Raw genomic sequence first — 23,973 nt, 5'->3', positions numbered from 1 at the left:
TCCGGCCCGCCGGAGCGGTCAGCAGGCCACGTCGATGCCCCGGGCGCGCAGGAAGGGCGCCGGGTCGATCTGGTTCCACAGCTGGCCCTGGTGCACCTCGAAGTGCAGGTGCGGGCCGGTGGAGTCGCCCGTGGAGCCCTCCAGACCGATGGTCTGCCCGGTGCTGACCTTCGCACCCACGCTCACCCTGGCCGTGCTCAGGTGGGCGTAGTGGGTGAGGTAGCCGTTGCCGTGGTCGATGACCACCGAGATGCCGTACCCGTCGCCGACGTCGCCGGCCTTGGTCACGGTGCCGCCGAAGGCGGCGCGCACCGGGGTGCCGGCGGGCATGGCGAAGTCGATGCCGGCGTGCAGGGTGCCCCACCGGGGCCCGTAGCAGGAGGTGACCGCGCCGCCGGACATCGGCAGGACCCAGGACGACTTCGGCTTCGTGCTCTTCTTCGGCTTCGGCTTGACGGTGGCCGTCCGGCTCGCCTTCGGCTTCGGCGTCGGGGTGGGCTTCGCGGTGGGGCTGGCGCTCGTCGACGGGCTCGGTGACGGGCTGCCCGAGGTGGCGGGCTGGCGAGCCGACCGGTCGGCTCGCTCGGCGGCCGCTGCCCGGGCCTGTGCGTCCAGGGCGACCGGGCTGCTGGTCGGCCGTTCGTCGCGGTCGGTCAGGACGACACCGCCGACGCCGAGCGCCGCCAGGGCGACCGCACCGGCAGCCAGCAGGCGGGAACGCCGGCTCAGCCGTCGACGGTGGCGCGCCGGGGCGTGGGGGATCTCGCGGGTAGGGGTGGGCTTGTCGTCCTGCACGGGTACGGACCTCACTGGCTTCGAGTGGTACGTGACCTCGAAATCCTGGTGTCGGTCCGGGCGGTACCGGGTACCGGGGGTGTGAGTGGCGCGGGCACTGGTCGGCGTCGCTGTCCGTCTTCGTGCCGGACTGGTCCCGACTGCCCGGTCCGCACCTGGTCGGTCCTTGTGCCGTCCGTCACAGTTGCCCGGGTGAGCTGGGACACTTGCCCGTCCCGGCCGCCACGCGAAACCGCCCGGATCGACAGATCCGGGCGGTCAACGGGCGTCACGGCCGGTCAGGACGCGGCTACCTCGCTGTAGATTGCCTCGACTTGCAGCTTGATGTCCACTCCGCGCTCCTGCAACCACGGCACCGGGTCGAGTGGCTCCCCCTTGACATGGATCTCCAGGTGCAGGTGGGAACCGTAGGAGTGACCGGTGTTGCCGACCAGACCGAGCTGGTCACCGGCCTTGACCTGCTGCCCCTCGCGCACGCTGAGCGCGGAGGAGTGGCCGTAGATGGCTTCGCTGCCGTCGGCGTGCTGGACGATCACGGCGTTCCCGTAGCCGCCGAACCAGCCGGCCTTGGTGACGGTGCCCTCGTGGATCGCGACGTACGGGGTGCCCTCCGGCGCCACCAGGTCGACGCCGGTGTGCAGCTTGCCCCAGCGCATGCCGTAGGGGGAGTTGAAGTCGTAGCCCTGCAGGGGCAGCAGCCAGACGCCGGTGTCCTCGGCGCTCTCCGGGGCATCGCGGCCGTCCCGGGAGGCCCGGTCGGCGGCGTCGGCCCGGTCGGCGACGCCCTGGTTGCTGATCGAGGCCTGCTTGAGCTCGTCGAGCACGGTAGGGCTGACGCTCTTGGCGTCCGGCATCGCGCTGGCCCCCAGCGCCACCACACCGGCGCCGACGAAGGCGGTGGTGACGACCGCGGCGTAGCGGCTGCGCGGGGGGGTGGGTACGCGGCGGCGGCCGCGATATCGATCGGGCTCAGACGACAGGCGCTGGCGCACGCATACCCTCCGTTGTCGGGGTTCCGATGCGGATCAGCCGTCGTCCGGATCGGGTGACCGTCCGTCGGCTGGTCGCGTCGTCACCCGTCCGTAGACCTGATGACAACCGTGGACACGGTAGCCAACCGTCAGTCCCGTCACAAGCCGGAGCGCCGAATTGCTTGCAACCTTCTGTCCACTTCCGTCCGAGATTGTCATGGCTCGCGGGTGTAGTGGAGTGTCCTCGTTATCCTCCGTTCGTCGCACACCGTGACCGATCGGCGGAGGCGTCCCGCTTGACGCCAACCACGCCTGTCGTGCCTCTGCGTGAGGTCACAGTGGTATCCACGTGACGTGGCAGGGGGTCGCGGCGAATCCGTACGGCGACCCCTGTTTACCGCCCGTCCTGCCGGCCCCGGTTCCCCGGCCGAGGTCGGGCGGGTTACCGTTCGTTCAGGTGAATGCCGCGGAGCCGGTGAAAGGGATGCCCAGATGAGCTCTCGTGTTCGGGTCGTCGTCGCCAAGCCGGGCCTGGACGGCCACGACCGTGGTGCCAAGGTGGTGGCGCGGGCCCTCCGCGACGCCGGCATGGAGGTCATCTACACCGGCCTGCACCAGACCCCGGAGCAGATCGTGGAGACCGCGATCCAGGAGGACGCCGACGCGGTCGGTCTCTCGGTGCTCTCCGGGGCGCACATGACGCTGTTCCGCCGGGTCCTCGAACTGCTCGACGAACGGCAGGCCCGGGACATCGTCGTCTTCGGCGGGGGCATCATCCCGGAGGCTGACCTGCCGGAGTTGGAGCGGCTCGGCGTGGCCAAGATCTTCACCCCGGGCGCCACCACCACGTCCATCGTGGAGTGGGTCCGGGACAACGTCGCCCAGCCGGTGGCCTGAGCACAGGGGGAGGGGCCGGACGCACCCCTCACACGTCCGGCCCCTCTATGCACGATGCCCCGCCGCCACCCCTCGACCGACAGGGCATCGGCCGTTTCCGTCTTCGCGCTCTCCAGCGCTCCGACACCTGACTCAACGACGCCCCTCCAGCGGGGTTACGCGGGACCGGCGAGAACCGCCGCCACCCGGGCAAGATCGCTCGAACGGGTGACGTGGCCCGGTCCGCGCCCTGACGGGTGCCCCCGGTGACCCGACGCCGACCTGGTTTGTGCATTACCGCACACCACGCACCCGCTCGGTTGCCGGCGGTGCCGGCATCGCTAGGCTGCGCCCAATGAACCCTTTCCGACCTCCCCTTGCGGGCCGCACCGTCAGGTCGGCGGCGGCGCGTGGTCGCGGTGGCGAGGGTTCGACCGCCTGCGTCAACTTCAACTGATGTCGGGCATCACACTGTTTTCTTTCCATACGCTGGTGGCGGCGCGACGGTGCGCCGCAGAGACGGGACGGGACGCGCAATCGTGGACCTGTACGAGTACCAGGGGCGGGACCTGTTCGAGCGGCACGGACTTCCCGTGCTCGCCGGCGGCGTCGCCACGACCCCGGAGGAGGCCCGCGCGATCGCCGAACGCCTCGGCGGCCGGGTGGTCGTCAAGGCACAGGTGAAGGTCGGCGGACGAGGCAAGGCGGGCGGCGTCAAGCTGGCCGAGGGCGCGGAGGAGACGGTGGCCCGCGCCACCGACATCCTTGGCATGGACATCAAGGGTCACACCGTCCACAAGGTCATGATCACGGTGACCGCGGACGTGGCCGAGGAGTACTACTTCTCGTACCTGCTCGATCGGGCGAACCGCACGTTCCTCTGCATCGCCAGCGTCGCCGGCGGCATGGACATCGAGCAGGTCGCCGCCGAGACCCCGGAGAAGGTCGTCAAGGCACCCATCGACGCCGTCAAGGGCGTGGACGAGGCGAAGGCGCGGGAGATCGTCGAGGCGGCCAACTTCCCGGCCGAGGTCGCCGACCAGGTCGTCGACGTCGCGGTCGGCCTGTGGCGGGCCTTCGTCGCCGAGGACGCCACCCTGGTGGAGGTGAACCCGCTGGCCAAGACCGCCGAGGGCAAGCTGCTGCTGCTGGACGCCAAGGTGTCGCTGGACGAGAACGCCGGCTTCCGGCACCCCGACCACGAGGCACTTGTCGACCAGGCGACGGTGGACCCCCTGGAGCAGGCGGCCAAGGAGAAGGACCTCAACTACGTCAAGCTCGACGGGGAGGTCGGCATCATCGGCAACGGCGCCGGCCTGGTCATGTCGACTCTCGACGTGGTCGCCTACGCCGGCGAGCGGCACGGCAACGTCAAGCCGGCCAACTTCCTCGACATCGGCGGCGGCGCGAGCGCCGCGGTCATGGCCAACGGTCTGGAGATCGTGCTCTCCGACCCGTCGGTCAAGAGCGTCTTCGTCAACGTCTTCGGCGGCATCACCGCCTGCGACGCGGTCGCCAACGGCATCGTGCAGGCGCTGGACCTGCTGGAGCAGCGGGGCGAGCAGGTCACCAAGCCGCTCGTCGTCCGCCTCGACGGCAACAACGCCGAAGCCGGTCGGGCGATCCTCGACGGCGCGAACAACCCGCTGATCGAGCGGGTCGACACCATGGACGGCGCGGCCGAGCGGGCCGCCGAGCTGGCGGCTGCGGGGGTCTGACACATGGCTATCTGGCTGACCAAGGACTCGAAGGTCATCGTCCAGGGGATGACCGGTTCCGAGGGTTCCAAGCACACCCGCCGGATGCTCGCCGCCGGCACGAACGTGGTGGGCGGCGTGAACCCGCGCAAGGCGGGCACCACCGTCGACTTCGACGGCACCGAACTGCCGGTCTTCGCCGGCGTCGCCGACGCGATGAAGGACACCGGCGCGGACGTCACGGTCATCTTCGTACCGCCGCAGTTCACCAAGGCCGCGGTCATCGAGGCGATCGACGCCGAGATCCCGCTGGCCGTGGTGATCACCGAGGGGGTGCCGGTGCACGACACCGCCGCCTTCTGGGCGTACAACGTCGCCAAGGGCGAGCGGACCCGGATCATCGGCCCGAACTGCCCCGGCATCGCCTCCCCGGGTGCCTCGAACGCCGGCATCATCCCGGCGGACATCACCGGCTCCGGCCGGATCGGTCTGGTCAGCAAGAGCGGCACGCTGACCTACCAGATGATGTACGAGCTGCGCGACATCGGCTTCTCGACCTGTGTCGGCATCGGTGGCGACCCGATCATCGGGACGACGCACATCGACGCGCTGGCCGCGTTCGAGGCCGACCCGGACACCGACGCCATCGTCATGATCGGTGAGATCGGCGGCGACGCCGAGGAACGGGCGGCCGAGTTCATCAAGGCCAATGTCAGCAAGCCGGTGGTCGGCTACATCGCCGGGTTCACCGCCCCGCCCGGCAAGACCATGGGGCATGCCGGCGCGATCATCTCCGGCTCGGCGGGCACCGCCGACGCCAAGAAGGCAGCGCTGGAGGCGGTGGGCGTGAAGGTCGGCAAGACGCCGACCGAGACGGCCAACCTGATGCGCGAGATCATGTCCGCGGGCTGAGCCGGGAGAAACGCGCTGAGGGGCCGACCGGAAGGTCGGCCCCTCAGCGGTTCCAGTACGGGTAGTTGCCGGTGGCCTGCAGGATCAGGCTGACGACGATGTTCAGCACGCCCAGCCCGATGGCCACGTAGCCGAGCACCGGCGACTGGCGGTACCGGCGCGCGTCGCGGATCGACAACCAGCCGAAGACGATGCCGAGGATGCCGCAGCAGAGCACACCGGTGACGATGCCGATTATGCCCCAGAGGGTCGTACGGTCCCGGCCTGCGGGTGGCGGCGGGGGCGGTGGATACGGAGCGTTCACGACTCCCCTTCCGGTCACATGCTGCCGCGACGTCGGTCACGGCCCCTGTGCCGAGGCTAGACGAGGCGGTGCCCGCCCACGCCGGATCAGACGAACTCGGGTGTTCGGCGCGCCGCTGCCCGACACGACGGGCGGTGTCGGGCAGCCGGGGCCGGCCCGGCATGCCAGAGTAGAGCCGATGTCGTTTGTCACCCCTGACCAGCCTCGCCGGGCCACCGACGCCCGTGGCGCCGGTGCCCGGCCACCCGGCCGGGCCGGCCCGCCGCGCCGGGTGCCGGCCCCGCGGGCGGCACCTGCCGGGCGCAGCCACGCGCCGCTCGCGGTCGCCGCACTGGTCGCCGCCACCGGAGCGGCCGTGACCACCTGGTTGCCCGTGGCGCTGGCGCTGTGGCTGTTCCAACTCAGCGAGGACGCCGGCAGCCTGCCCGACGCCGCCCGGGCGGGAGCGGCGGGTTGGCTCCTCGGGCACGGGGTGCCCCTGGTCACGGCCACCGGCCCGCTCGGCCTGGCGCCGCTCGCGGTGACGGCGTTGGCAATGTGGCGGCTGGTCCGGGCCGGGGTGCACGCCAGCCGCGCGATCGGTGCCCGCGGCGGCCGGTCGCCGGGCCGTACGCTCGCCGCCGCCGCTGCCGTCGGCGTCGCGTACGGGCTGCTGGGAGCGCTCGCCGCCGTGTTCGTCGGAGCCGGTGGGCCCGGCGTGTCGCCGGTGCGCGCCGGGCTGACGCTCGTGACGGTCGGCACCCTCGCCGCCGGTGCCGGTGCGGCCCGGACGACCGGCGTGGCGGGGATCTTCGCCGAGCAGACGCCGACGCCGCTGCGCGAGGGCGTACGTGCCGGTCTGGTCGCCGCCCTGGTGCTGCTCGGCGCGGGCGCTGCCGTGGCCGGGCTGGCCGTGGCGACCGGTGGTGGCGACGCGGCCGACCTGATCGGCGCCTATCGAACCGGGGTCGCCGGCCAGGTCGGCATCACCCTGGTCAGCCTCGCGTACGCGCCGAACGTCAGCGTGTGGTCGGCCAGTTACCTGCTCGGCCCCGGCTTCGCGGTCGGCACCGACACGGCGGTACGCACCAGCGAGGTGTCGGTCGGCGCGCTACCGGCACTGCCGTTGTTCGCCGGCCTGCCCAGCGGGCCGGTGGCCGGGCTCGGCGCGGTCACCGTCCTCGCGCTGCCCGTCCTCGTGGGAATGGCCACCGGTTGGTTGCTCGCGCGCCGCCTACTGCGTCTGGCCACCGCCGAACGGACACCGCTGTCGTGGCGGCGGCTGCTCGGGCCGGCGGCGCTCGCCGGACCGGTGGCCGGTCTGCTGCTCGGCGCGGCGGCGCAGGCGTCCGGCGGGCCGCTGGGCGCCGGCCGGCTGGCGCAGGTCGGGCCGGTCGGTTGGCAGGTGGGGCTCGCGGCACTGCTGGTCACCGGCGCCGGCGCAGTGCTCGGTGCCGCCGCCACCCGCTGGCTCACCCGACCCGCGACCTGACCCTCCCCACCGGACGGCGACGGTGTGCGGGTTCTGGCACGAGGTGGTGCGGTCGAGAATCGGCCCACTGACGCGTCAGGGGCGTCCCGGACGCGCCGGGACGCCCCTGACCGTGGGCCGGCTGCTGATCAGGGATACAGCGCCGACCCGCCGACATTCAGTGCCAGCACCACGATCTGCAGCAGACCGAGCAGCAGCCCGACCGCGCCACAGATCAGGCCGGCGAGGGCCTGACCGGAGTTGCCGGCCAGGCCCTGGTCGGCCTTCTGCTTACCGAGCCAGCCGGTCACGAGGGCGGCCAACCCGAGCGGGATGCCGAGGTAGCAGCAGCTCAACGGAATCGAGGCGATGCCGAGAATCATCGCGACCAGGCCGAGGGTGTTCTGCTGTCCCTGCGTGCCGGTGAAACCCGCGTTCGGGTACATCGGCGTGCCGCCGTACGGCTGCGGGCCGTACGGGTCGGCGTAGGGCTGCCCGTAGCCCGGTTGCCCGTACGCCGGTTGTCCGTAGCCCGGTTGTCCGTACGCCGGGGGCTGCCCGGCGGCCGGTGGGGGACCGGCCGGCGGCGCGTACGGACCGTAGGGTCCGGGGGAGGCCGGCGGCGGAGCCTCCGGTTGCTGACCGTACGGGTCGGCCGGGGGTTGCTGACCGTACGGGTCGGCCGGGGGTTGCTGACCGTACGGGTCGGTCGGCTGGGCGTACGGGTTCGCCGCCGGTGGCGCGTACGGGTTCGCCGGGGGTGGCGCGTACGGGTTGGCCGGCGGAGGCGTGGTCGGGTCCCCGTACGGCGGCTGTTGGCCGTACGGGTCCTGACCGGGTTGACCGGGCTGCATCCGGTGCTCAGAGACCGCTGGCGTTGCTGCCGCTCATCGAGCCCAGCAGGCCGCCGCCCAGGCAGCACACCAGGACGATCGCGATCCAGGCGATACCGACGATCAGGGCCCACTTGGACCACTTCTTCGACTCGGCCGCCGCAGCCTGTGCGCCGGCGTAGTCACCCTGCTGAAGCAGCGGGTTGACCTTCGAGGCGTTGATGATCGCCGGAATGGCCAGCGGCCAGAACAGGAAGATCGCGACGATCGACATTGTCATGTTGTTGTCGACCGACTGCGGTGGCTGGGACTGGTACTCGGGCTGCATGACGACGTGCTCCTCACGGTTGTTCGCTGACGGGTGTGGGACCGGACATGCGCCGGTCCCAAGCGACCGGCAGCGTACCCGGTTTCGGCCAGTTCGGTGGTCACGCGCGCCGCGCTGCCCAGCGGATGGGCACCGGCCAGCGGCCGGATAGGGTGTGCCGGTGAACCAGCCCGCCCGTATCGTCGTCCTCCTCTCCGGCTCCGGCAGCAATCTCCAGGCCCTGCTGGACGCCACCGCAGACCCGGCGTACGGGGCGCGGGTGGTGGCGGTCGGGGCGGACCGCGACGGGATCGCGGGCCTGGACCGGGCCGCCGCCGCGGGGGTGCCGACCTTCGTCGAGCGGGTGAAGGACCACCCGGACCGTGATCGGTGGGACGCCGCGCTCACCGCCCAGGTCGCCGAGCACCGACCCGACCTGGTCATCTCGGCCGGGTTCCTGAAGCTCGTCGGTCCGCGTTTCCTCGCCGCCTTCGGCGACCGTTACCTGAACACACACAACACCCTGTTGCCGGCGTTTCCCGGCATCCACGGCCCGCGCGACGCGCTCGCCTACGGGGTCAAGGTGACCGGGGCGACCCTCTTCTTCGTCGACGCCGGGATGGACACCGGCCCGATCGTCGCGCAGGTGGCGGTGCCGGTACGCGACGACGACGACGTCGACACGCTCACCGAACGCATCAAGGAAGCGGAGCGGAGCCAGCTCGTCGAGCAGGTGGGCCGGCTGGTCCGGGACGGTTGGACGATAACTGGAAGAAAGGTCATGGTCGGCGTGAACTCCATCCAGGACGGGCGTCGCCCGATCCGGCGGGCACTCGTCAGCGTCTACGACAAGACCGGCCTGGCCGACCTGGCCAAGGCGCTGCACGCGGCCGGTGTGGAGATCGTCTCCACCGGCAGCACCGCGTCGACGATCGCGGCCGCCGGGGTACCGGTGACGCCGGTGGAGCGGGTGACGGGCTTCCCGGAGATCCTCGACGGGCGGGTGAAGACCCTGCACCCGGCGATTCACGGTGGGCTCCTCGCCGACCTGCGCAAGGGCGCGCACACCGCCCAGCTCGACGAGCACGGCATCGCCGGGATCGACCTGCTGGTGTCCAACCTGTATCCGTTCCAGGACACCGTCGCCTCCGGCGCCGGCCAGGACGAGTGCGTCGAGCAGATCGACATCGGCGGGCCGGCGATGGTGCGGGCCGCCGCGAAGAACCACGCCTCGGTGGCCGTGGTGACCGACCCCGACGCGTACCCGATGCTGCTGGCCGCGCTCGACGGCGGCGGCTTCACCCTGGCGCAGCGCCGGGCGTTGGCCGCCCGCGCCTTCGCCGACATCGCCGAGTACGACGTGGCGGTCGCCGAGTGGTTCGCCTCGTCGGTGGCCCCGGCCGCCGACGGCATGCCGGAGTTCGCCGGTCTGGCGCTGCGCCGGCAGTCGGTGCTCCGCTACGGCGAGAACCCGCACCAGAGCGCCGCTCTCTACGCCGACCCGGCCGGCCCGGTCGGGCTGGCCCAGGCCGAGCAGTTGCACGGCAAGGAGATGTCCTACAACAACTACGTCGACGCGGACGCCGCCTGGCGGGCCGCGAACGACTTCGCCGATCAGCCCGCGGTGGCCATCATCAAACACGCCAACCCGTGCGGGATCGCCGTCGGCGCGGACGTGGCGCAGGCACACCGCAAGGCGCACGCCTGTGACCCGGTCTCCGCCTTCGGTGGGGTGATCGCCGTCAACCGTCCGGTCTCGGTCGAGCTGGCCGGGCAGATCGCCGAGATCTTCACCGAGGTCGTGGTGGCACCCGGCTACGAACCCGGTGCGGTGGAGACGCTGCGGGCCAAGAAGAACATCCGGCTGCTGCGTGCGCCCGCCTTCCAGTCACGTCCGACCGAGTGGCGGCAGGTCAGCGGTGGCGTGCTGGTGCAGCTACCGGACGCGGTCGACGCCGAGGGCGACGACCCGAGCACCTGGCGGCTGGCCACCGGCGAGCCGGCCGACGACGCCACCCTGGCCGACCTGGCCTTCGCCTGGCGGGCGGTACGCGCGGTGAAGAGCAACGCGATCCTGCTGGCCCATGACGGCGCCACGGTCGGGGTCGGCATGGGGCAGGTCAACCGGGTGGATTCGGCTCGTCTCGCGGTCAGCCGGGCCGGTGCCGAGCGGGCGCGCGGCGCGGTGGCCGCCTCGGACGCGTTCTTCCCGTTCGCCGACGGTCCGCAGATCCTCCTCGACGCGGGCGTCCGGGCGATCGTCCAGCCCGGCGGCTCCATCCGCGACGAGGAGGTGATCGCGGCCTGCAAGCAGGCCGACGTCACCATGTACCTCACCGCCACCCGCCACTTCTTCCACTGAGGCGCGCATCGCGGATGCGAGATCTTGGAAAATTCCCGTTAGCGCGGCACGGAAATTTTCCAAGATCTGGGCCGGATCAGGTGGGCGGTCGGATGGCCGTCACGGGCCGCTGGTGAGCCAGTAGGCCGGCGATGCCGTCCGCGGTCATCGGTCGGGCCAGGTGGTAGCCCTGGCCACGGGTGTAGCCGAGGGCACGGAGCACCGCGACCTGTTCGGCGCTCTCGACGCCCTCGGCGACGGTCTCCAGGCCGAGGGCGTGGGCGAGCTGGATCACCGCCCGGGCCACCGCCTGCCGGGCGGCGGCTGCCCCTGCCTGGCCGTCGTCGATCTCGATACCGTCGACGAAGGACTTGTCGAGCTTCACGATCGCGGCGGGAAAGGCGCGCAGCAGACTCAGCGACGATTCGCCGGTGCCGAAGTCGTCGAGCGAGAGGCGGATGCCCATCCGGTCGAGTTCGAAGAGGGTCCGGGAGACCTGTTGACCGCGCAGCACCGCCGACTCGGTCACCTCCAGCACCAGCCGTTCGCAGGGCAGCCCGCTGTCGGCCAGCGCGGCGGTCACGTCGGAGACGAAGTCGGGATCGTGCAGTTGCCGGGCGGAGACGTTCAGGCCCGCCTCCCGGAGTGCGTCCGGCCCGAACTCCCGGGACCACGCCGCCGCCTGGCGGCACGTCTCGCGCAGCACGAACCGGCCCAGCGGCACGATCAGACCGGTCCGTTCGGCGGCCGGGATGAACTCGGCCGGTCCGACGAGCCCGCGCGTCGGGTGGTGCCAGCGGACCAACGCCTCCACCCCGACCAGCCAGTTGTCGTCGAGCCGCAGGATCGGCTGGTAGACGACCCGCAGCTCGTTGTCGTCCAGGGCCCGCCGCAGTTCGCCGCCGAGCTGCATGTGCGCCAGTACCGGCTCACCCATGCCGTCCACGTACCGTACGTAGCTGGCCTTCCCGCGCTGCTTGGCCGTGTACATGGCCACGTCGGCGTCCCGCAGCACCGAGTCGACGGTGGCTCCGGGCCCGGCGTCGGCGATGCCGATGCTGGCCTGCACCAGCAGGCGGTGCTGGCTGATCGGCTGGTCGAGTGCGGCCAGCAGCCGGCCGGCCAACTCCTCGGGGTCGGCGTGCGGGCCGGTGAGCAGGACGGCGAACTCGTCACCGGCGACCCGTACCGGCAGGCCGTCGTCGCCGACCTCGGCCCGCAGCAGCTCGGCGACCGACACGAGCAGCCGGTCACCGACGCCGTGCCCGAGCAGGTCGTTGACGGTCTTGAAGTCGTCCAGGTCGACCAGGAGCACCGACGCGGGTGTCGTGGCGGTGAGTGCGGACGCGAGCCGGTCCCGGAACAGCGCCCGGTTGGCCAGCCCGGTGAGGCCGTCGTGGCTGACCTCGTACTGCAGGCGCTCCTCCTGGAGACGGGTGTTGCGCAGCAGCCGGGCGTTCTCCCGATAGGCGATGAACTGCCGGACGCTGACCAGCGCGGTCACCACCACGGCGGCGATCAGGACCACCCGGACCGGCCAGGTCAGCGGGGCGCCGAACGCGACGGCGAGCAGCGGCACGTCGACCGCCACCACCGCCAGGTACGGCAGCAGCACGCCGTTGGGGGTCCGATCGCGGCGGACACCGAGACGGGCCCGCCACTGCGCCCGGACACCGAGGGTGAAGAAGACCGGGGTCAGCGGCATCACGACCGCCTGGGCGGGAATGCCGGCGACGTACCCGTACCGGACTGCCAGCACGGCGACGATCGCGGCGGTGACGCCGCCGCTGGCCGCGACGAACCGCAGGGCGACCCGGTCGACCGGACCGCCGGCGACGAAGGACACCTTCGTCGCGGCGCCGACCGCGACCAGGAAGGCGAGCCCGACCAGCGCCATCGCCTGCCGGCTCCACGCCTCGTCAGCGGTCAGCATCGGGGCCAGCCCGATGTAGCAGAGCAGGGCCGCGCAGCCGAGGAACGCGATCGTGCGGTCGAGCAGGATGCGCCATCGCTCGACACCGCCGGTCTCGGCGACCGGCACCCGGGCCACCGCCCAGATGGCGACGACGAATCCGATCGCCACGCAGGCCGCCGCCGGCAAGGGCATGCTTCGGGTACGGGCCTCGGCTGCGTGCGTCAGCATGTCCAGCGCCAGCCAGCCGTACCCGATGGTGATGGTGACCGCCGCGACGAGGAGCGCACGCCAGAAGCGTCGGGTGACCGGGTCGAGGTCGGCGTGGCGGAGCAGGTGTACGACGGACCCGGCGGCGAACACCCCGCCGACCGGAACGAACAGGTACGCCAGCGCCTCGGTACCGGCACCGACCGTGAAGTTCGCGACGCACCAGGCGGTGCCGAGTGCGGCGACCACCACGGTGGCCTGCACGAACCGCACGGTGATCCGACTGTTCGTCGCGGCGGCCCCGACCGTGGGGCCCGTCGTCGGTCGTAGCGCCACCTGCGTCACGGCTGTAGACCCTAGTGAGTGAGCACCGGATCGCCATCCGTCATCGGGTGCCTCTTCGATGCCGCAGTATCCACTGGGGAGGGAGGTTCGTGCTCACCGTCCCGGGCGGAGTTCGGCGAAGTGGCAGGCCGAGGGGTGCGGGTCGGCGGCCCGCGGCACCGCCTGCGGGTCCTGGGTGGCGCAGATGTCCTGGGCCTTCCAGCACCTGGTACGGAAGTGGCAGCCGCTCGGCGGGTCCGCCGGGCTCGGCACGTCACCACGCAGCCGGATGATGCTGCGATGTCCCCGCGCATCCGGGTCCGGCACCGGTGCCGCGGAGAGCAGCGCCTGGGTGTACGGGTGGGTGGCCCGATCGTAGATCTCGTCCTCGGTGCCGATCTCCACGATCCGGCCCAGGTACATCACCGCGATCCGGTCGGAGATGTGCCGCACCACCGACAGGTCGTGCGCGATGAAGATGTAGGACAGGCCCAACTCGTCCTGAAGCTCCTCCAGCAGGTTGATCACCTGCGCCTGGATGGAGACGTCCAGCGCGGAGACCGGCTCGTCGCAGACGATCACCTCGGGCCGCAGCGCCAACGCGCGGGCGATGCCGATGCGCTGGCGTTGACCGCCGGAGAACTGGTGCGGATACCGGTTGATGTGTTCCGGGTTCAACCCGACGACGTCGAGCAGTTCCTGGACCCGTCGCTGGCGGCTGCCCTTCGGGGCCGCCTCCGGATGGATCTCGAACGGCTCGCCGATGATGTCGCCGACGGTCATCCGTGGGTTCAGCGAGGTGTACGGATCCTGCATCACCATCTGCATGTTGCGTCGGATCCGGCGCAGCTCACCGCCGGAGGCGGCGAACAGATCCCGACCGGCCAGGGTGGCGCGTCCGGCGGTCGGTTTCTCCAGCCGCATCAGCAGCCGGGCCAGCGTGGACTTGCCGCAGCCCGACTCGCCGACGATGCCCAGCGTCTCGCCCCGGCGCAGTTGGAAGCTCACCCCGTCGACGGCCTTGACCGCACCGGTCTTCTTCTTGAACACCACTCCCTGCGTGATCGGGAAATGCTTGACCACGTGGTTGACGTCGAGGAGGGTCTCGCCGCGAACCGTGGTGGGGCTAGCCGGCGCGGTCATCACGTACCTCCTGGGCGAAGTGGCACGCGCTGGTCCGGCCGTCGCCGAGGACCAGGTCGTGCGGCACCACGTCCACACAGACCTGCTGCACGTACGGGCACCGGGGGTGGAAGGGACAACCGCTGGGGATGCGCATCAGGTTGGGTGGCAGGCCACGGATGGTGGACAGCCTTCCGCCCCGTTGGTCCAGGCGCGGGATCGAGTCCAGCAGACCCTTGGTGTACGGGTGGGCGGGCGCCCGATACAGCGAGCGGACGTCGGCGTGCTCGACGATCCGGCCCGCGTACATGACCGCGATCCGGTCCGCGACGTCGGCGACCACACCGAGGTCGTGGGTGATCAGGATCATCGCCATGTCCAGGTTCCGCCGCAGGTCGGCGAGGAGGTCCATGATCTGGGCCTGCACGGTGACGTCCAGCGCGGTGGTGGGCTCGTCCGCGATGAGCACCTTCGGCTCCATCGCCAGGGCCATCGCGATCATCACCCGCTGCCGCATGCCGCCGGAGAACTGGTGCGGGTAGTCCCCGATCCGCCGTGCCGCCGCCGGGATCTGCACCAGGTCCATCAGCTCCACCGAACGGCGGCGGGCGTCCGCGCGGGACATCCCGAGTCGCTGGCGTAGCGTCTCGCCGATCTGCCAGCCGACGGGGAAGACCGGGTTCAGTGCGGAGAGCGCGTCCTGGAAGATCATCGCGATCTCCTTGCCCCGGATCTGCCGGCGCTGCTCCTCCGGCAGGCCGAGCAGGTCGCGGCCGGAGTAGCGGATCTCGCCCGAGCTGATGTGTGCCGGCGGGGTGTCCAGGATGCCCATGATGGCCTGGGCGGTGACGGACTTGCCGGAGCCGGACTCGCCCAGCACCGCGAGCGTCTCGCCCGGGTCCAGGTGGTAACTGACCCCGTTGATCACCTTGGCCACACCCTCGCCGGTGCGGAACTCGACGTGCAGGTCGCGCACCTCCAGCAGGTGCCCGCCGGGCGGAGTGGGCGAGGCCGGCGTCGGCCGTACGGCGTGCTGACTCATGAGGGGATCACCGGAGCTTCGGGTCGAAGGCGTCGCGGATCGCGTCGCCGAGCATGATGAAGGCCAGGACGGTCAGCGCCAGGAAGGTCGACGGGACCACCAGCGGGGTCGCCGACTCCCGCATGTGCACCCGACCGTTGTTGATCTCGATGCCCCAGGAGATGGTGGGCTCCCGCAGCCCGATGCCGAGGAAGGACAGCGTCGCCTCGGCGGCGATGAACGAGCCGAGCGCGATGGTCAGTACCACGATGGCCGGGGCGAGCGCGTTCGGCAGGATGTGCCGCCACATGATCCGCCCGTTGCCGGCCCCCAACATCCGGGCCGCGGCCACGTAGTCCTGCTCCCGGGCGGTGATCACCGAGGAACGGACCACCCGGGCGGCGGTGGTCCAGCCGAGCACGGCCAGCACGAAGATGACCGCGGCGACGCGTACCGTGGCGCTGTCGCTGCCGATGCGCTTGAGCAGGACGATCGCGGCCAGCAGCAGCGGGATGCCGAGCACGATGTCGATCACCCGGGAGAGCACCGCGTCGACCCAGCCGCCGAAGTATCCGGCGAGCATCCCCACGACCAGCGCGATCAGGCCGGTGAACAGCGCGCTCAGCGCACCGACCAGCAGCGACGCCCGAGCGCCGTAGACCGCCCGGGCGTACGTGTCGCAGCCCTGGAAGTCGTACCCGAAGATGGCTCCGCCGGAGGGCGCCGCGTGCTGCCGGGACAGCACGCAGTCGGCGGGGTCGTTGCTGGTGAACAGGCCGGGCACGGCGGCCATCGCGGTCACCAGCAGCACCAGGAGCAGGCTGATCCAGAAGATCGGCTTGCGGCGCAGGTCGCGCCAGGCGTCACCGGCCAGGCTGCGCGGCTTGCGGGGGCGCCCCACCTGGTTCGGCGTGCCCGGCTCCCCGGAGGGCCCACGCCGCGCGGCCTGGTTCTCCGACGCCGCCACCGTCTCGAAGTCGCTCACGCGGCTGCCACCTCGCTGTGCTCACTCATAGCGGATCCTCGGGTCCAGGACGGCGTACAGGATGTCGACCACCAGGTTGGCGACCAGGTAGACCACGACGAGCACGCTGACGATGCCGACCACCAGCGGGCCGTCCTCGGTGCGGATGCCGCGGAAGAGGTTGAAGCCGACGCCGGGAATGTTGAACACACCCTCGGTGATGATCGCGCCGCTCATCAGGTTGCCGACCTCGACGCCGAGGAAGGTGATCACCGGGATGAGCGAGTTGCGCAGCACGTGCACGCTGACCACCCGCCGGTTCGGCAGGCCCTTCGACCGGGCGGTGCGTACGTAGTCGGCGCGCAGGTTCTCGGCCACCGAGGTACGGGTCAGCCGCAGCGCGGTGGCCAGGGAGAGTGAGCCGAGCACGATGCCGGGCAGCAGCAGCGCGTAGAAGTCGGGGTCGGCGCCGGCGGTGGGCGGGAAGACCTGCCACTTGACGCCCAGGAAGTACTGCGCCAGCGGGGCGAGCACGATCGTCGGGATGCCGAGCACCAGCAGGGTCAGCAGCAGGGTGGCGTTGTCGAAGATGCTGGCCCGCCGGATGCCGGCGAGGACGCCGGCGGTGACGCCGAAGATGACCGCGACCGCGATGGCGATCAGGGCCAACCTGATGGTGACGGGCCAGGCGGCGGCGAGGATGTCGCCGATCGACCGTCCGGTGAGCGACTCGCCCAGGTCGCCGCGGAGCAGGTTGGAGATGTAGTCGAAGTACCGGTAGAAGAAGCCGCCGACGCCGGTGGCGTCCAGGTGGTACTTCTCCGTGAGGTACGCCCGCTGTGCGGCGGTGACCGGGCGCTCGCCGGCGAGCGCCTGGATCGGGTCACCCTGACCGGCGAACATCAGCGCGTAGACGATCAGCGTGGTCCCGAAGAAGGCCAGGACCATCTGGAGCAGACGCCGCACGATGAAGCGGAACATACTTGGCAGTCTCTCTGAAAAGGTGCGAACCGCGTGGCGGGTCGGGTCACCTCGCGATGACCCGACCCGCAAGCGTGGGTGTTACCTGATGGCTTCGATCTTGGTCAGGTTGACCCGGTCGAAGAGATCCATCTCGACGTTCTTGACCTTCGTCGAGTGACCGAAGTTGTTCTGGCCGAACCGCAGCGGTACGACCGGCAGGTCCTCGGCCAGCAGGTCCTCGGCCTCCTGGTACTTCTTGATCGCCTCCTCCTCGCTGGGGGCGCTGGCGCCCTCGGCGAGCAGCCGGTCGAAGTCCGGGTTGCTGTAGCCGTAGTAGTTCGACGAACCGTTGGTGCTGTACAGCGGGCCCAGGTAGTTCTCCATGGACGGGTAGTCCATGATCCAGCCCATCCGGAACAGGCCCACCGGCTGCTTGGCCTTGACCTTGGTCAGCAGGTCGGCGAACTTGGGCTCGGCGCTGCCGACGCAGTCCACGCCCAGGTTGGCCTTGAGCTGGTTGCAGGTGGCGTCGATCCAGTCCTTGTGACCACCGTCGCCGTTGTAGGACAGGGTGATCTTCGACGGTCCGCCGGCGGCCTGGTAGAGCGACTTGGCCTTGGCCGGGTCGAACTCACCCGCGGCGCCGACGGTGTTCTCCCGGTAGCCGGCGACGGCCGGGGAGACGAACGCGCGGGCCGGCTGCTGCGAGTCCTTGAAGATCGACCGGGTGATCTCCTCGCGGTCGATCGCCATCGAGATGGCCTTGCGCACGTCCGGGTTGCTGAACTCCTCCTGGAAGGTCGGGAACGCCAGGAAGTGCAGCGAGGACGCCGGGCTCTGCAGGAAGCGGTCGCCCAGGTCGGTGCCGGCGGTGGAGAGGTTCTCCGTCGGGATGGTCTTGATCACGTCGAGGTTGTCCGACAGCACGTCCGCGTACGCCGCGGTGAGCTGCTGGTAGATCCGGAACTCGACGCCGGCCACCTTCGGCTGCTCGCCGGGGAAGGCGTCGTACCGCTCGACCTCGACCTTGGCGTCGTGCTGCCAGGTGCCCTTCATCTTGAACGGACCCTGGCCGATCGGCGCCTGCTCGAAGCCCTCGGCCAGCTCGCCGGGAGCGCTGAACGCGGCCTCCGGCAACGGGTAGAAGGCGGTGTAGCCGAGCATCGACTTGAACTCGCTGTACGGCTGCGAGAGCGTGACGGTGAAGGTCAGGTCGTCGACCTGCTTCAGCCCGCTGAGCGTCTCGGCCTTCGGGTTCTCACCCTGCAGGTCGTCGTAGCCGGCGATCTTCTCGAAGAAGTAGCTGGAGTTCTGCCCGTTCGGCGCGTACGCGCCGTAGTTCCAGGCGTCGACGTAGTTGTCGGCGGTCACCTGCTCGCCGTTGTGGAAGGTGTAGCCGTCCTTGAGCTTGACCGTCCAGGTGGTGTTGTCCTCGGACGTGATCGACTCGGCGGCCACCTCGTACGGCTTGTGGGCCTCGTCGTAGTCGACAAGCGGGCTGAACAGGGCGGCGAGCACCTGAGAGCCACTCGTCTCGTTGGTGTTTGTCGGCACCAGGTGCTGCGGCTCGGCGATCTCGATCCGCACGGCCGCGTTGGGGTCGCTCTCGCCGGATCCGCCGTCGCCGCCCGAGCCGCAGGCCACCAGGCCCAGGGTCACCGCGAGCGGGAGGGCGGTCCAGGCGGCGAGCCTACGAACACGCATCTAGCCTCCTCATCTCCATTACGCTGCGCAGTCGGGCCCGGCATTGGGTGACGCTGCGCAACGACCGGCAACGGTAGGTCGAATGCCGCAGCTCGGCAACGCAGTGGTTGCGAAGGGGTAACGGAATGCCACCCCCGGTCTTGTCGGTCTGCTGGGCCCGTGCTACGCGAATCCGCGTCTACCTGCTCTGAGGTGCGGTGGTATGACGTGGCTCGGTGGCGTCGGAGGCAGGTTGGGGTGGCCTGGTGGTGACTCGACATGATCGTCGGATTGTGCGCCTTCGTGCCCCACAGTCCGGAATTGCTGTGCGGCGCCACACAAGCCGTCACGCTAGGTGATTAACACCACGTAACTAAAAGTAGTCGGGGGTCGGCTGGCGCCCCCGGCAGGCGCCACCCCCCATCACCACGCCGGGCCACCGAGCCGCTCGCCGGGTGCCGACCGTGGCCGACCGGTCGGGTCGCCGAGGTCGGGGGAGCCGGTGACGGTGGACGTGAGACGATCTGCTCGTGACGGCGACGCTTCTGGACGGCAAGGCGACCGCGGCCGAGATCAAGGACGAGCTGCGGGCGCGGGTGAAGGCGCTGGCGGAACGGGGGACCGTGCCAGGGCTCGGCACGGTGCTGGTCGGGTCCGACCCGGGCTCCCAGGCGTACGTCAACGGCAAGCACCGGGACTGCGCCGAGGTCGGGATCGCCTCCATCCGCCGCGAGTTGCCGGCCGACGCCACCCAGGCACAGGTCGACCAGGTCCTCGCCGAGCTGAACGCCGATCCCGCCTGCCACGGCTACATCGTCCAACTGCCGTTGCCGGCGCACCTGGACACGCAGCGGGTGCTGGAGCTGATCGACCCGGACAAGGACGCCGACGGCCTGCACCCGGTCAACCTGGGTCGGCTGGTGCTCGGCTACGACGCGCCGCTGCCCTGCACCCCGCGCGGCATCGTGGAACTGCTCCGCCGGCACGACGTTCCGCTGCGCGGCGCCAACGTGGCCGTGGTCGGCCGGGGCAACACCGTCGGGCGCCCGCTTGGGTTGCTGCTGACGCGGCGAAGTGAGAACGCCACCGTCACCCTCTGCCACACCGGCACGCTGGACCTGGCCGCGCACACCCGGGCCGCCGACGTCGTGATCGTCGCGGCGGGGGTGCCCGGCCTGCTCACCGTGGACATGGTCACCCCTGGTGCCGTCGTGGTCGACGTGGGCATCACCCGGGTGATCGGCGCGGACGGCAAGGGCCGCTACACCGGTGACGTGGACCCGGACGTCGCCGAGGTGGCCGGCAAGCTGGTGCCGATGCCCGGTGGTGTCGGCCCGATGACCCGCGCGATGCTGCTCACGAACGTCGTGGAGCGGGCCGAACGCCCATAACCGTCCGCCCCTGGCCCGATCGGTGCCAGGATGGCTGATACGGTCCGGAAAACCGACTGGTATCAGGGAGTGGGACGACCATGGGTAAGAAGGTCACTGTCGTCGGGGCCGGGTTCTACGGCTCCACCACCGCGCAGCGCCTGGCCGAGTACGACGTCTTCGACACCGTCGTGATCACCGACATCATCGAGGGCAAGCCCGCGGGCATCGCTCTCGACCTCAACCAGTCGCGTGCCGTGGAGGGCTTCGAGAGCAAGGTGGTCGGCGTCACCACCGGCCCGAACGGTGAGGGCTACGAGGGCATCGAGGGCTCGGACGTGGTCGTCATCACCGCCGGTCTGCCGCGTAAGCCCGGGATGAGCCGGATGGACCTGCTGGAGACCAACGCCAAGATCGTCCGCCAGGTCGCCGAGAACGTGGCCAAGTACGCGCCGAACGCCGTGGTCATCGTGGTCTCCAACCCGCTGGACGAGATGACCGCGTTGGCCCAGATCGCCACCCAGTTCCCGCGCAACCGGGTGCTCGGCCAGGCCGGCATGCTGGACACCGCCCGGTTCACCAACTTCGTCGCCGAGGCGTTGCAGGTACCGGTGAAGTCGGTGAAGACGCTCACCCTGGGTTCGCACGGCGACACCATGGTTCCGGTGCCGTCGCAGAGCAGTGTGAACGGCAAGCCGCTGCGTGAGGTGATGCCGGCCGAGCAGATCGAGGACCTGGTCGTGCGTACCCGCAACGGTGGCGCCGAGGTGGTGGCGCTGCTCAAGACCGGGTCGGCGTACTACGCGCCGTCGGCGGCGGCGGCCCGGATGGCGAAGGCCGTCGCCGAGGACTCGGGCGAGGTCATGCCGGTCTGTGCCTGGGTGGACGGCGAGTACGGCATCTCCGGTGTCTACCTCGGGGTGGAGGCCGAGATCGGTGCCCAGGGCGTCAAGCGCGTGGTGGAGACCGACCTCGACGCCGACGAACTGGCCGCTCTCAAGGAGGCCGCCGAGGCCGTCCGCGCCAAGCAGGCTGACGTCGCGTCCATGTGACCCCGACGAGCTGAGCTGACCCGGAGGTTCGCGTCTCGGACAGTTGATCCGAGAGGCGAACCTCCTGGTCATTGCGGCGGTTGGGCGGTGGCGATCAGGGTCGTCAGGCCGTCGAGGACGCGGGTCAGGCCGAACTCGTACGCCTGGTCGGGGTGGTATGCGGCGTTCTGCGCGGCACCGGCCGCGGCGCCGACCCGGACGGCGGTCGGAAAGCGCCGCTCGTCGAGCACCTGCGCCAACAGGGGCGCGTTCGCCGTCCACCACTGTTCGTCCGTCCAGGCGCTCGCCTGCTGGGCGGAGCGCGACTCGGCCGCCGAGCGGGCGGCAGCCCGCACGAAGTCGAGGACGAAGGTCAACGCGGCGTCGCGGGCCACGTCGTCCAGCCCGGTGCCGTCGAAGGCACGCAGCTCGTACTCGTACTTGGCCATCTGGCCCGGCCCGAGCGGCGGGCGACCGGTGGCGACCTCGGCCGCCCAGGGGTGGGCGGTGAAGAGGGCCCGGTTGTCCGCCGCCACCGCCGCCACCCGCGCCCGCCAGGGGTCGCCGGAGCGGTCCGGCCGGGGCATGCCGGTGTAGAGGGCGTCCAGCATCAGGTCGAGCAGCTCGGCCTTGCCCGGAACGTACGTGTAGAGGGTCATCGGCGCGACGCCGACGGCCTGGGCGAGCGCGCGCATGGTCACCGCGTCCAGCCCTTCGGTGTCCGCCAGCTCGATCGCGGCGGTCACGATGTCGTCGAGTGAGCGGCCCGGGCGGGGGCCGCGACGAGGGACGTCGCCGGTCTGGCGCCAGAGCAGGCGCAGGGTGTGAGCGGGGTCTCCGCCTCCGGTGCGGTGGTCGGGCACCCCACGATCTTCGCAGGTCGGCTCGCCGTACGCAGTACGTTGTACAATGTACGTAGTTATTGTCTCCGCACAGGGGGTGCGCGTGCAGATCACGGCATCGGCGATCTCGCTGAACGTCGAGGACGTGCCGGCCTCGGCCGCGTTCGTCAAGCAGTACTTCGGATTCCACGAGCAGATGTCCGCCGACGGCTTCGTCTCGCTGGCCCGGGACGACGTCGGGTTCAACCTGATCTTCCTGCGTACCGGGTTGGCCAGTCTCCAGCCGGAAAGCCTGCGGACGCAGCGGGCCGAGGGGGTGCTCGTCGCCTTCGTCGTCGACGACATCGACGCCGAGTACGCCCGGCTCACCGCCGCCGGGGTGCCGATCGCCACCCCGATCCAGACCGAGCCGTGGGGTGAGCGCTTCTTCCAGGTCACCGACCCCAACGGGGTGCTCCTGCAACTCGTGCAGTGGGTGCACGGGCCGGAGGTCGCTGACTGAGCCGGCCGGTCCGGGTGCTGGTGTGCACCGGGCCCGGCGGGGGTACTGCCTCCCCGGGCCCGGTGCCCGTCCGTGGCGCCGGCGCCGCCGGTGCGGATCGACCGGCGGGCGCGGCGTTCCTCGTCCGAGCCGATCCAGTACGCTCGTACTGCTTGAGCATGTCACCCGAGAGGAGCGCCGGCCGATGGCGAAGATCAAGGTAAACAACCCGGTCGTGGAGCTCGACGGCGACGAGATGACCCGGATCATCTGGAAGCAGATCCGGGAGCAGCTGATCCTGCCCTACCTCGACGTCGACCTGCACTACTACGACCTTTCGATCCAGCACCGCGACGCCACCGACGACCAGGTGACCGTCGACGCCGCCAACGCCATCGCCGAGCACGGCGTCGGCGTCAAGTGCGCCACCATCACCCCGGACGAGGCCCGGGTGGAGGAATTCGGGCTGAAGAAGATGTGGCGGTCGCCGAACGGCACCATCCGCAACATCCTCGGCGGCGTGGTCTTCCGCGAGCCGATCATCATGTCCAACGTGCCGCGGCTCGTGCCCGGCTGGACCAAGCCGATCATCATCGGCCGGCACGCCCACGGCGACCAGTACAAGGCCACCGACTTCGTGGTCCCCGGCCCGGGCACGGTGACCATCACCTACACCCCCGCCGACGGCTCGGAGCCGGTCGAGATGGAGGTCGCCAACTTCCCCGGCGGCGGCATCGCGATGGGCATGTACAACTACGACGACTCGATCCGGGACTTCGCCCGCGCCTCGTTCCGCTACGGCCTGGACCGCAACTACCCGGTCTACATGTCCACCAAGAACACCATCCTCAAGGCGTACGACGGGCGGTTCAAGGACATCTTCGCCGAGGTGTTCGAGAACGAGTTCAAGGCCGAGTTCGACGCCGCCGGGCTCACCTACGAGCACCGGCTGATCGACGACATGGTCGCCGCCGCGCTCAAGTGGGAGGGCGGCTACGTCTGGGCCTGCAAGAACTACGACGGTGACGTGCAGTCCGACACCGTCGCGCAGGGCTTCGGCTCGCTCGGCCTGATGACCTCCGTCCTGCTCTCGCCCGACGGTCGCACCGTCGAGGCCGAGGCCGCCCACGGCACCGTCACCCGGCACTACCGGCAGTGGCAGAAGGGCGAGAAGACCTCGACCAACCCGATCGCGTCGATCTACGCCTGGACCCGGGGCCTGGCCCACCGGGGCAAGCTGGACGACACCCCGGCGGTCACCGAGTTCGCCAACACCCTGGAGCAGGTCATCGTCGACACCGTCGAGGGCGGCCAGATGACCAAGGACCTCGCGCTGCTGATCTCCCGCGACGCTCCGTGGCAGACCACCGACGAGTTCATGAACACGCTCGACGAGAACCTGGCGCGCCGCCTGGCCGCCTGAGGCTCACCCGCGGTACGCCGAGCCCGCCGGCCCGAGCGCCGGCGGGCTCGGCGTATCCCGGAACGGCGGCGTGTCGCGACCGGACGCGCCAGCCGGCGTCACTTCGTCCGGCGCGCCTCGTTGACCTGGGTGGACGAGATG

21 protein-coding genes and 1 pseudogene are annotated in these 23,973 nt (G+C 70.7%); 10 read left to right on the top strand and 12 right to left on the bottom strand.

What is annotated here, in order from left to right; genetic code table 11:
* Nucleotides 1-18: 18 nt before the first annotated feature.
* Together O7597_RS06770 and O7597_RS06765 are read right to left on the bottom strand one after the other, a co-directional pair.
* Nucleotides 19-795 (bottom strand): M23 family metallopeptidase, encoded by a 777-nt coding sequence (locus tag O7597_RS06770; RefSeq protein ID WP_281582269.1) that lies wholly within the window; start codon nucleotides 793-795, stop codon nucleotides 19-21.
* A gap of 278 nt (nucleotides 796-1,073) precedes the next feature.
* Complete coding sequence (locus tag O7597_RS06765) at nucleotides 1,074-1,787, bottom strand: M23 family metallopeptidase (RefSeq protein ID WP_269738232.1); 714 nt, start codon at nucleotides 1,785-1,787, stop codon at nucleotides 1,074-1,076.
* A gap of 471 nt (nucleotides 1,788-2,258) precedes the next feature.
* On the opposite strand from O7597_RS06765, the gene O7597_RS06760 reads away from it, so the two are divergent.
* The 3 genes from O7597_RS06760 to sucD all read left to right on the top strand — a co-directional run bounded on the left by O7597_RS06760 (nucleotide 2,259) and on the right by sucD (nucleotide 5,251).
* Nucleotides 2,259-2,663 carry a cobalamin B12-binding domain-containing protein gene (locus O7597_RS06760; protein WP_164447810.1) on the top strand — a complete coding sequence of 135 codons (405 nt, stop codon included), beginning with the start codon at nucleotides 2,259-2,261 and terminating at the stop codon, nucleotides 2,661-2,663.
* A 518-nt stretch (nucleotides 2,664-3,181) separates the two neighbouring features.
* Nucleotides 3,182-4,360 carry an ADP-forming succinate--CoA ligase subunit beta gene (sucC, locus tag O7597_RS06755; RefSeq protein WP_269738231.1) on the top strand — a complete coding sequence of 393 codons (1,179 nt, stop codon included), beginning with the start codon at nucleotides 3,182-3,184 and terminating at the stop codon, nucleotides 4,358-4,360.
* A 3-nt stretch (nucleotides 4,361-4,363) separates the two neighbouring features.
* On the top strand, nucleotides 4,364-5,251 hold the full coding sequence (sucD, locus tag O7597_RS06750) for a succinate--CoA ligase subunit alpha (RefSeq protein WP_269738230.1): 888 nt from the start codon (nucleotides 4,364-4,366) through the stop codon (nucleotides 5,249-5,251).
* A 43-nt stretch (nucleotides 5,252-5,294) separates the two neighbouring features.
* On the opposite strand, the gene O7597_RS06745 is transcribed toward sucD, so the two are convergent.
* On the bottom strand, nucleotides 5,295-5,555 hold the full coding sequence (locus O7597_RS06745; RefSeq protein WP_269738229.1) for a DUF4190 domain-containing protein: 261 nt from the start codon (nucleotides 5,553-5,555) through the stop codon (nucleotides 5,295-5,297).
* Nucleotides 5,556-5,733: 178 nt separating this feature from the next.
* On the opposite strand from O7597_RS06745, the gene O7597_RS06740 reads away from it, so the two are divergent.
* On the top strand, nucleotides 5,734-7,026 hold the full coding sequence (locus O7597_RS06740) for a DUF6350 family protein (RefSeq protein WP_269738228.1): 1,293 nt from the start codon (nucleotides 5,734-5,736) through the stop codon (nucleotides 7,024-7,026).
* A gap of 128 nt (nucleotides 7,027-7,154) precedes the next feature.
* Here the strand turns inward: O7597_RS06740 and O7597_RS06735 are convergent, their stop codons facing one another.
* Both O7597_RS06735 and O7597_RS06730 read right to left on the bottom strand, forming a co-directional pair.
* Nucleotides 7,155-7,859, bottom strand: a complete 705-nt coding sequence (locus O7597_RS06735) for a DUF4190 domain-containing protein (RefSeq protein WP_269738227.1) — start codon at nucleotides 7,857-7,859, stop codon at nucleotides 7,155-7,157.
* Nucleotides 7,860-7,866: 7 nt separating this feature from the next.
* Nucleotides 7,867-8,166: a CD225/dispanin family protein gene (locus tag O7597_RS06730; protein WP_269738226.1), complete on the bottom strand. Its 300-nt coding sequence runs from the start codon at nucleotides 8,164-8,166 to the stop codon at nucleotides 7,867-7,869.
* Between the two features lie 154 nt (nucleotides 8,167-8,320).
* Between O7597_RS06730 and purN the strand changes: the two are divergent.
* A pseudogene (purN, locus tag O7597_RS06725) lies at nucleotides 8,321-8,926 on the top strand (phosphoribosylglycinamide formyltransferase); the annotation flags it as partial.
* A gap of 9 nt (nucleotides 8,927-8,935) precedes the next feature.
* Entirely contained in the window at nucleotides 8,936-10,507 is a 1,572-nt protein-coding gene (purH, locus tag O7597_RS06720; protein WP_281583202.1) for a bifunctional phosphoribosylaminoimidazolecarboxamide formyltransferase/IMP cyclohydrolase, read from the top strand.
* 76 nt (nucleotides 10,508-10,583) lie between these two features.
* On the opposite strand, the gene O7597_RS06715 is transcribed toward purH, so the two are convergent.
* The 6 genes from O7597_RS06715 to O7597_RS06690 form a co-directional block, all read right to left on the bottom strand.
* The gene (locus O7597_RS06715; protein ID WP_281582268.1) at nucleotides 10,584-12,953 is read right to left on the bottom strand and encodes an EAL domain-containing protein; all 2,370 of its coding nucleotides are present in this window, start codon (nucleotides 12,951-12,953) and stop codon (nucleotides 10,584-10,586) included.
* A 93-nt stretch (nucleotides 12,954-13,046) separates the two neighbouring features.
* Nucleotides 13,047-14,075 (bottom strand): dipeptide ABC transporter ATP-binding protein, encoded by a 1,029-nt coding sequence (locus O7597_RS06710; protein ID WP_269738224.1) that lies wholly within the window; start codon nucleotides 14,073-14,075, stop codon nucleotides 13,047-13,049.
* The gene (locus O7597_RS06705; RefSeq protein ID WP_269738223.1) at nucleotides 14,059-15,096 is read right to left on the bottom strand and encodes an ABC transporter ATP-binding protein; all 1,038 of its coding nucleotides are present in this window, start codon (nucleotides 15,094-15,096) and stop codon (nucleotides 14,059-14,061) included. The genes O7597_RS06710 and O7597_RS06705 overlap by 17 nt, the downstream gene beginning before the upstream one ends.
* Before the next feature lie 7 nt (nucleotides 15,097-15,103).
* A complete protein-coding gene (locus O7597_RS06700; RefSeq protein WP_269738222.1) occupies nucleotides 15,104-16,060 on the bottom strand; it encodes an ABC transporter permease in 957 nt (318 codons plus the stop codon).
* A gap of 21 nt (nucleotides 16,061-16,081) precedes the next feature.
* The gene (locus tag O7597_RS06695; protein ID WP_269738221.1) at nucleotides 16,082-17,020 is read right to left on the bottom strand and encodes an ABC transporter permease; all 939 of its coding nucleotides are present in this window, start codon (nucleotides 17,018-17,020) and stop codon (nucleotides 16,082-16,084) included.
* A gap of 81 nt (nucleotides 17,021-17,101) precedes the next feature.
* Nucleotides 17,102-18,706 carry an ABC transporter substrate-binding protein gene (locus O7597_RS06690; RefSeq protein WP_269738220.1) on the bottom strand — a complete coding sequence of 535 codons (1,605 nt, stop codon included), beginning with the start codon at nucleotides 18,704-18,706 and terminating at the stop codon, nucleotides 17,102-17,104.
* 509 nt (nucleotides 18,707-19,215) lie between these two features.
* Between O7597_RS06690 and O7597_RS06685 the strand changes: the two genes are divergently transcribed.
* Nucleotides 19,216-20,076, top strand: a complete 861-nt coding sequence (locus O7597_RS06685) for a bifunctional methylenetetrahydrofolate dehydrogenase/methenyltetrahydrofolate cyclohydrolase (RefSeq protein ID WP_269738219.1) — start codon at nucleotides 19,216-19,218, stop codon at nucleotides 20,074-20,076.
* Between the two features lie 80 nt (nucleotides 20,077-20,156).
* On the top strand, nucleotides 20,157-21,107 hold the full coding sequence (locus O7597_RS06680) for a malate dehydrogenase (protein ID WP_210827289.1): 951 nt from the start codon (nucleotides 20,157-20,159) through the stop codon (nucleotides 21,105-21,107).
* A 68-nt stretch (nucleotides 21,108-21,175) separates the two neighbouring features.
* Here the strand turns inward: O7597_RS06680 and O7597_RS06675 are convergent, their stop codons facing one another.
* Nucleotides 21,176-21,949: a TetR/AcrR family transcriptional regulator gene (locus O7597_RS06675; RefSeq protein ID WP_269738217.1), complete on the bottom strand. Its 774-nt coding sequence runs from the start codon at nucleotides 21,947-21,949 to the stop codon at nucleotides 21,176-21,178.
* An 82-nt stretch (nucleotides 21,950-22,031) separates the two neighbouring features.
* Between O7597_RS06675 and O7597_RS06670 the strand changes: the two genes are divergently transcribed.
* Nucleotides 22,032-22,430: a VOC family protein gene (locus O7597_RS06670; protein WP_281582267.1), complete on the top strand. Its 399-nt coding sequence runs from the start codon at nucleotides 22,032-22,034 to the stop codon at nucleotides 22,428-22,430.
* A 184-nt stretch (nucleotides 22,431-22,614) separates the two neighbouring features.
* On the top strand, nucleotides 22,615-23,832 hold the full coding sequence (locus O7597_RS06665) for an NADP-dependent isocitrate dehydrogenase (RefSeq protein WP_164447792.1): 1,218 nt from the start codon (nucleotides 22,615-22,617) through the stop codon (nucleotides 23,830-23,832).
* Nucleotides 23,833-23,973 lie beyond the last annotated feature (141 nt).

The sequence above is a fragment of the Verrucosispora sp. WMMC514 genome, assembly GCF_027497295.1.
GTDB classification, from domain to species: Bacteria; Actinomycetota; Actinomycetes; order Mycobacteriales; family Micromonosporaceae; genus Micromonospora; species Micromonospora palythoicola.
This window is presented reverse-complemented; position numbering and strand designations above follow the sequence as displayed.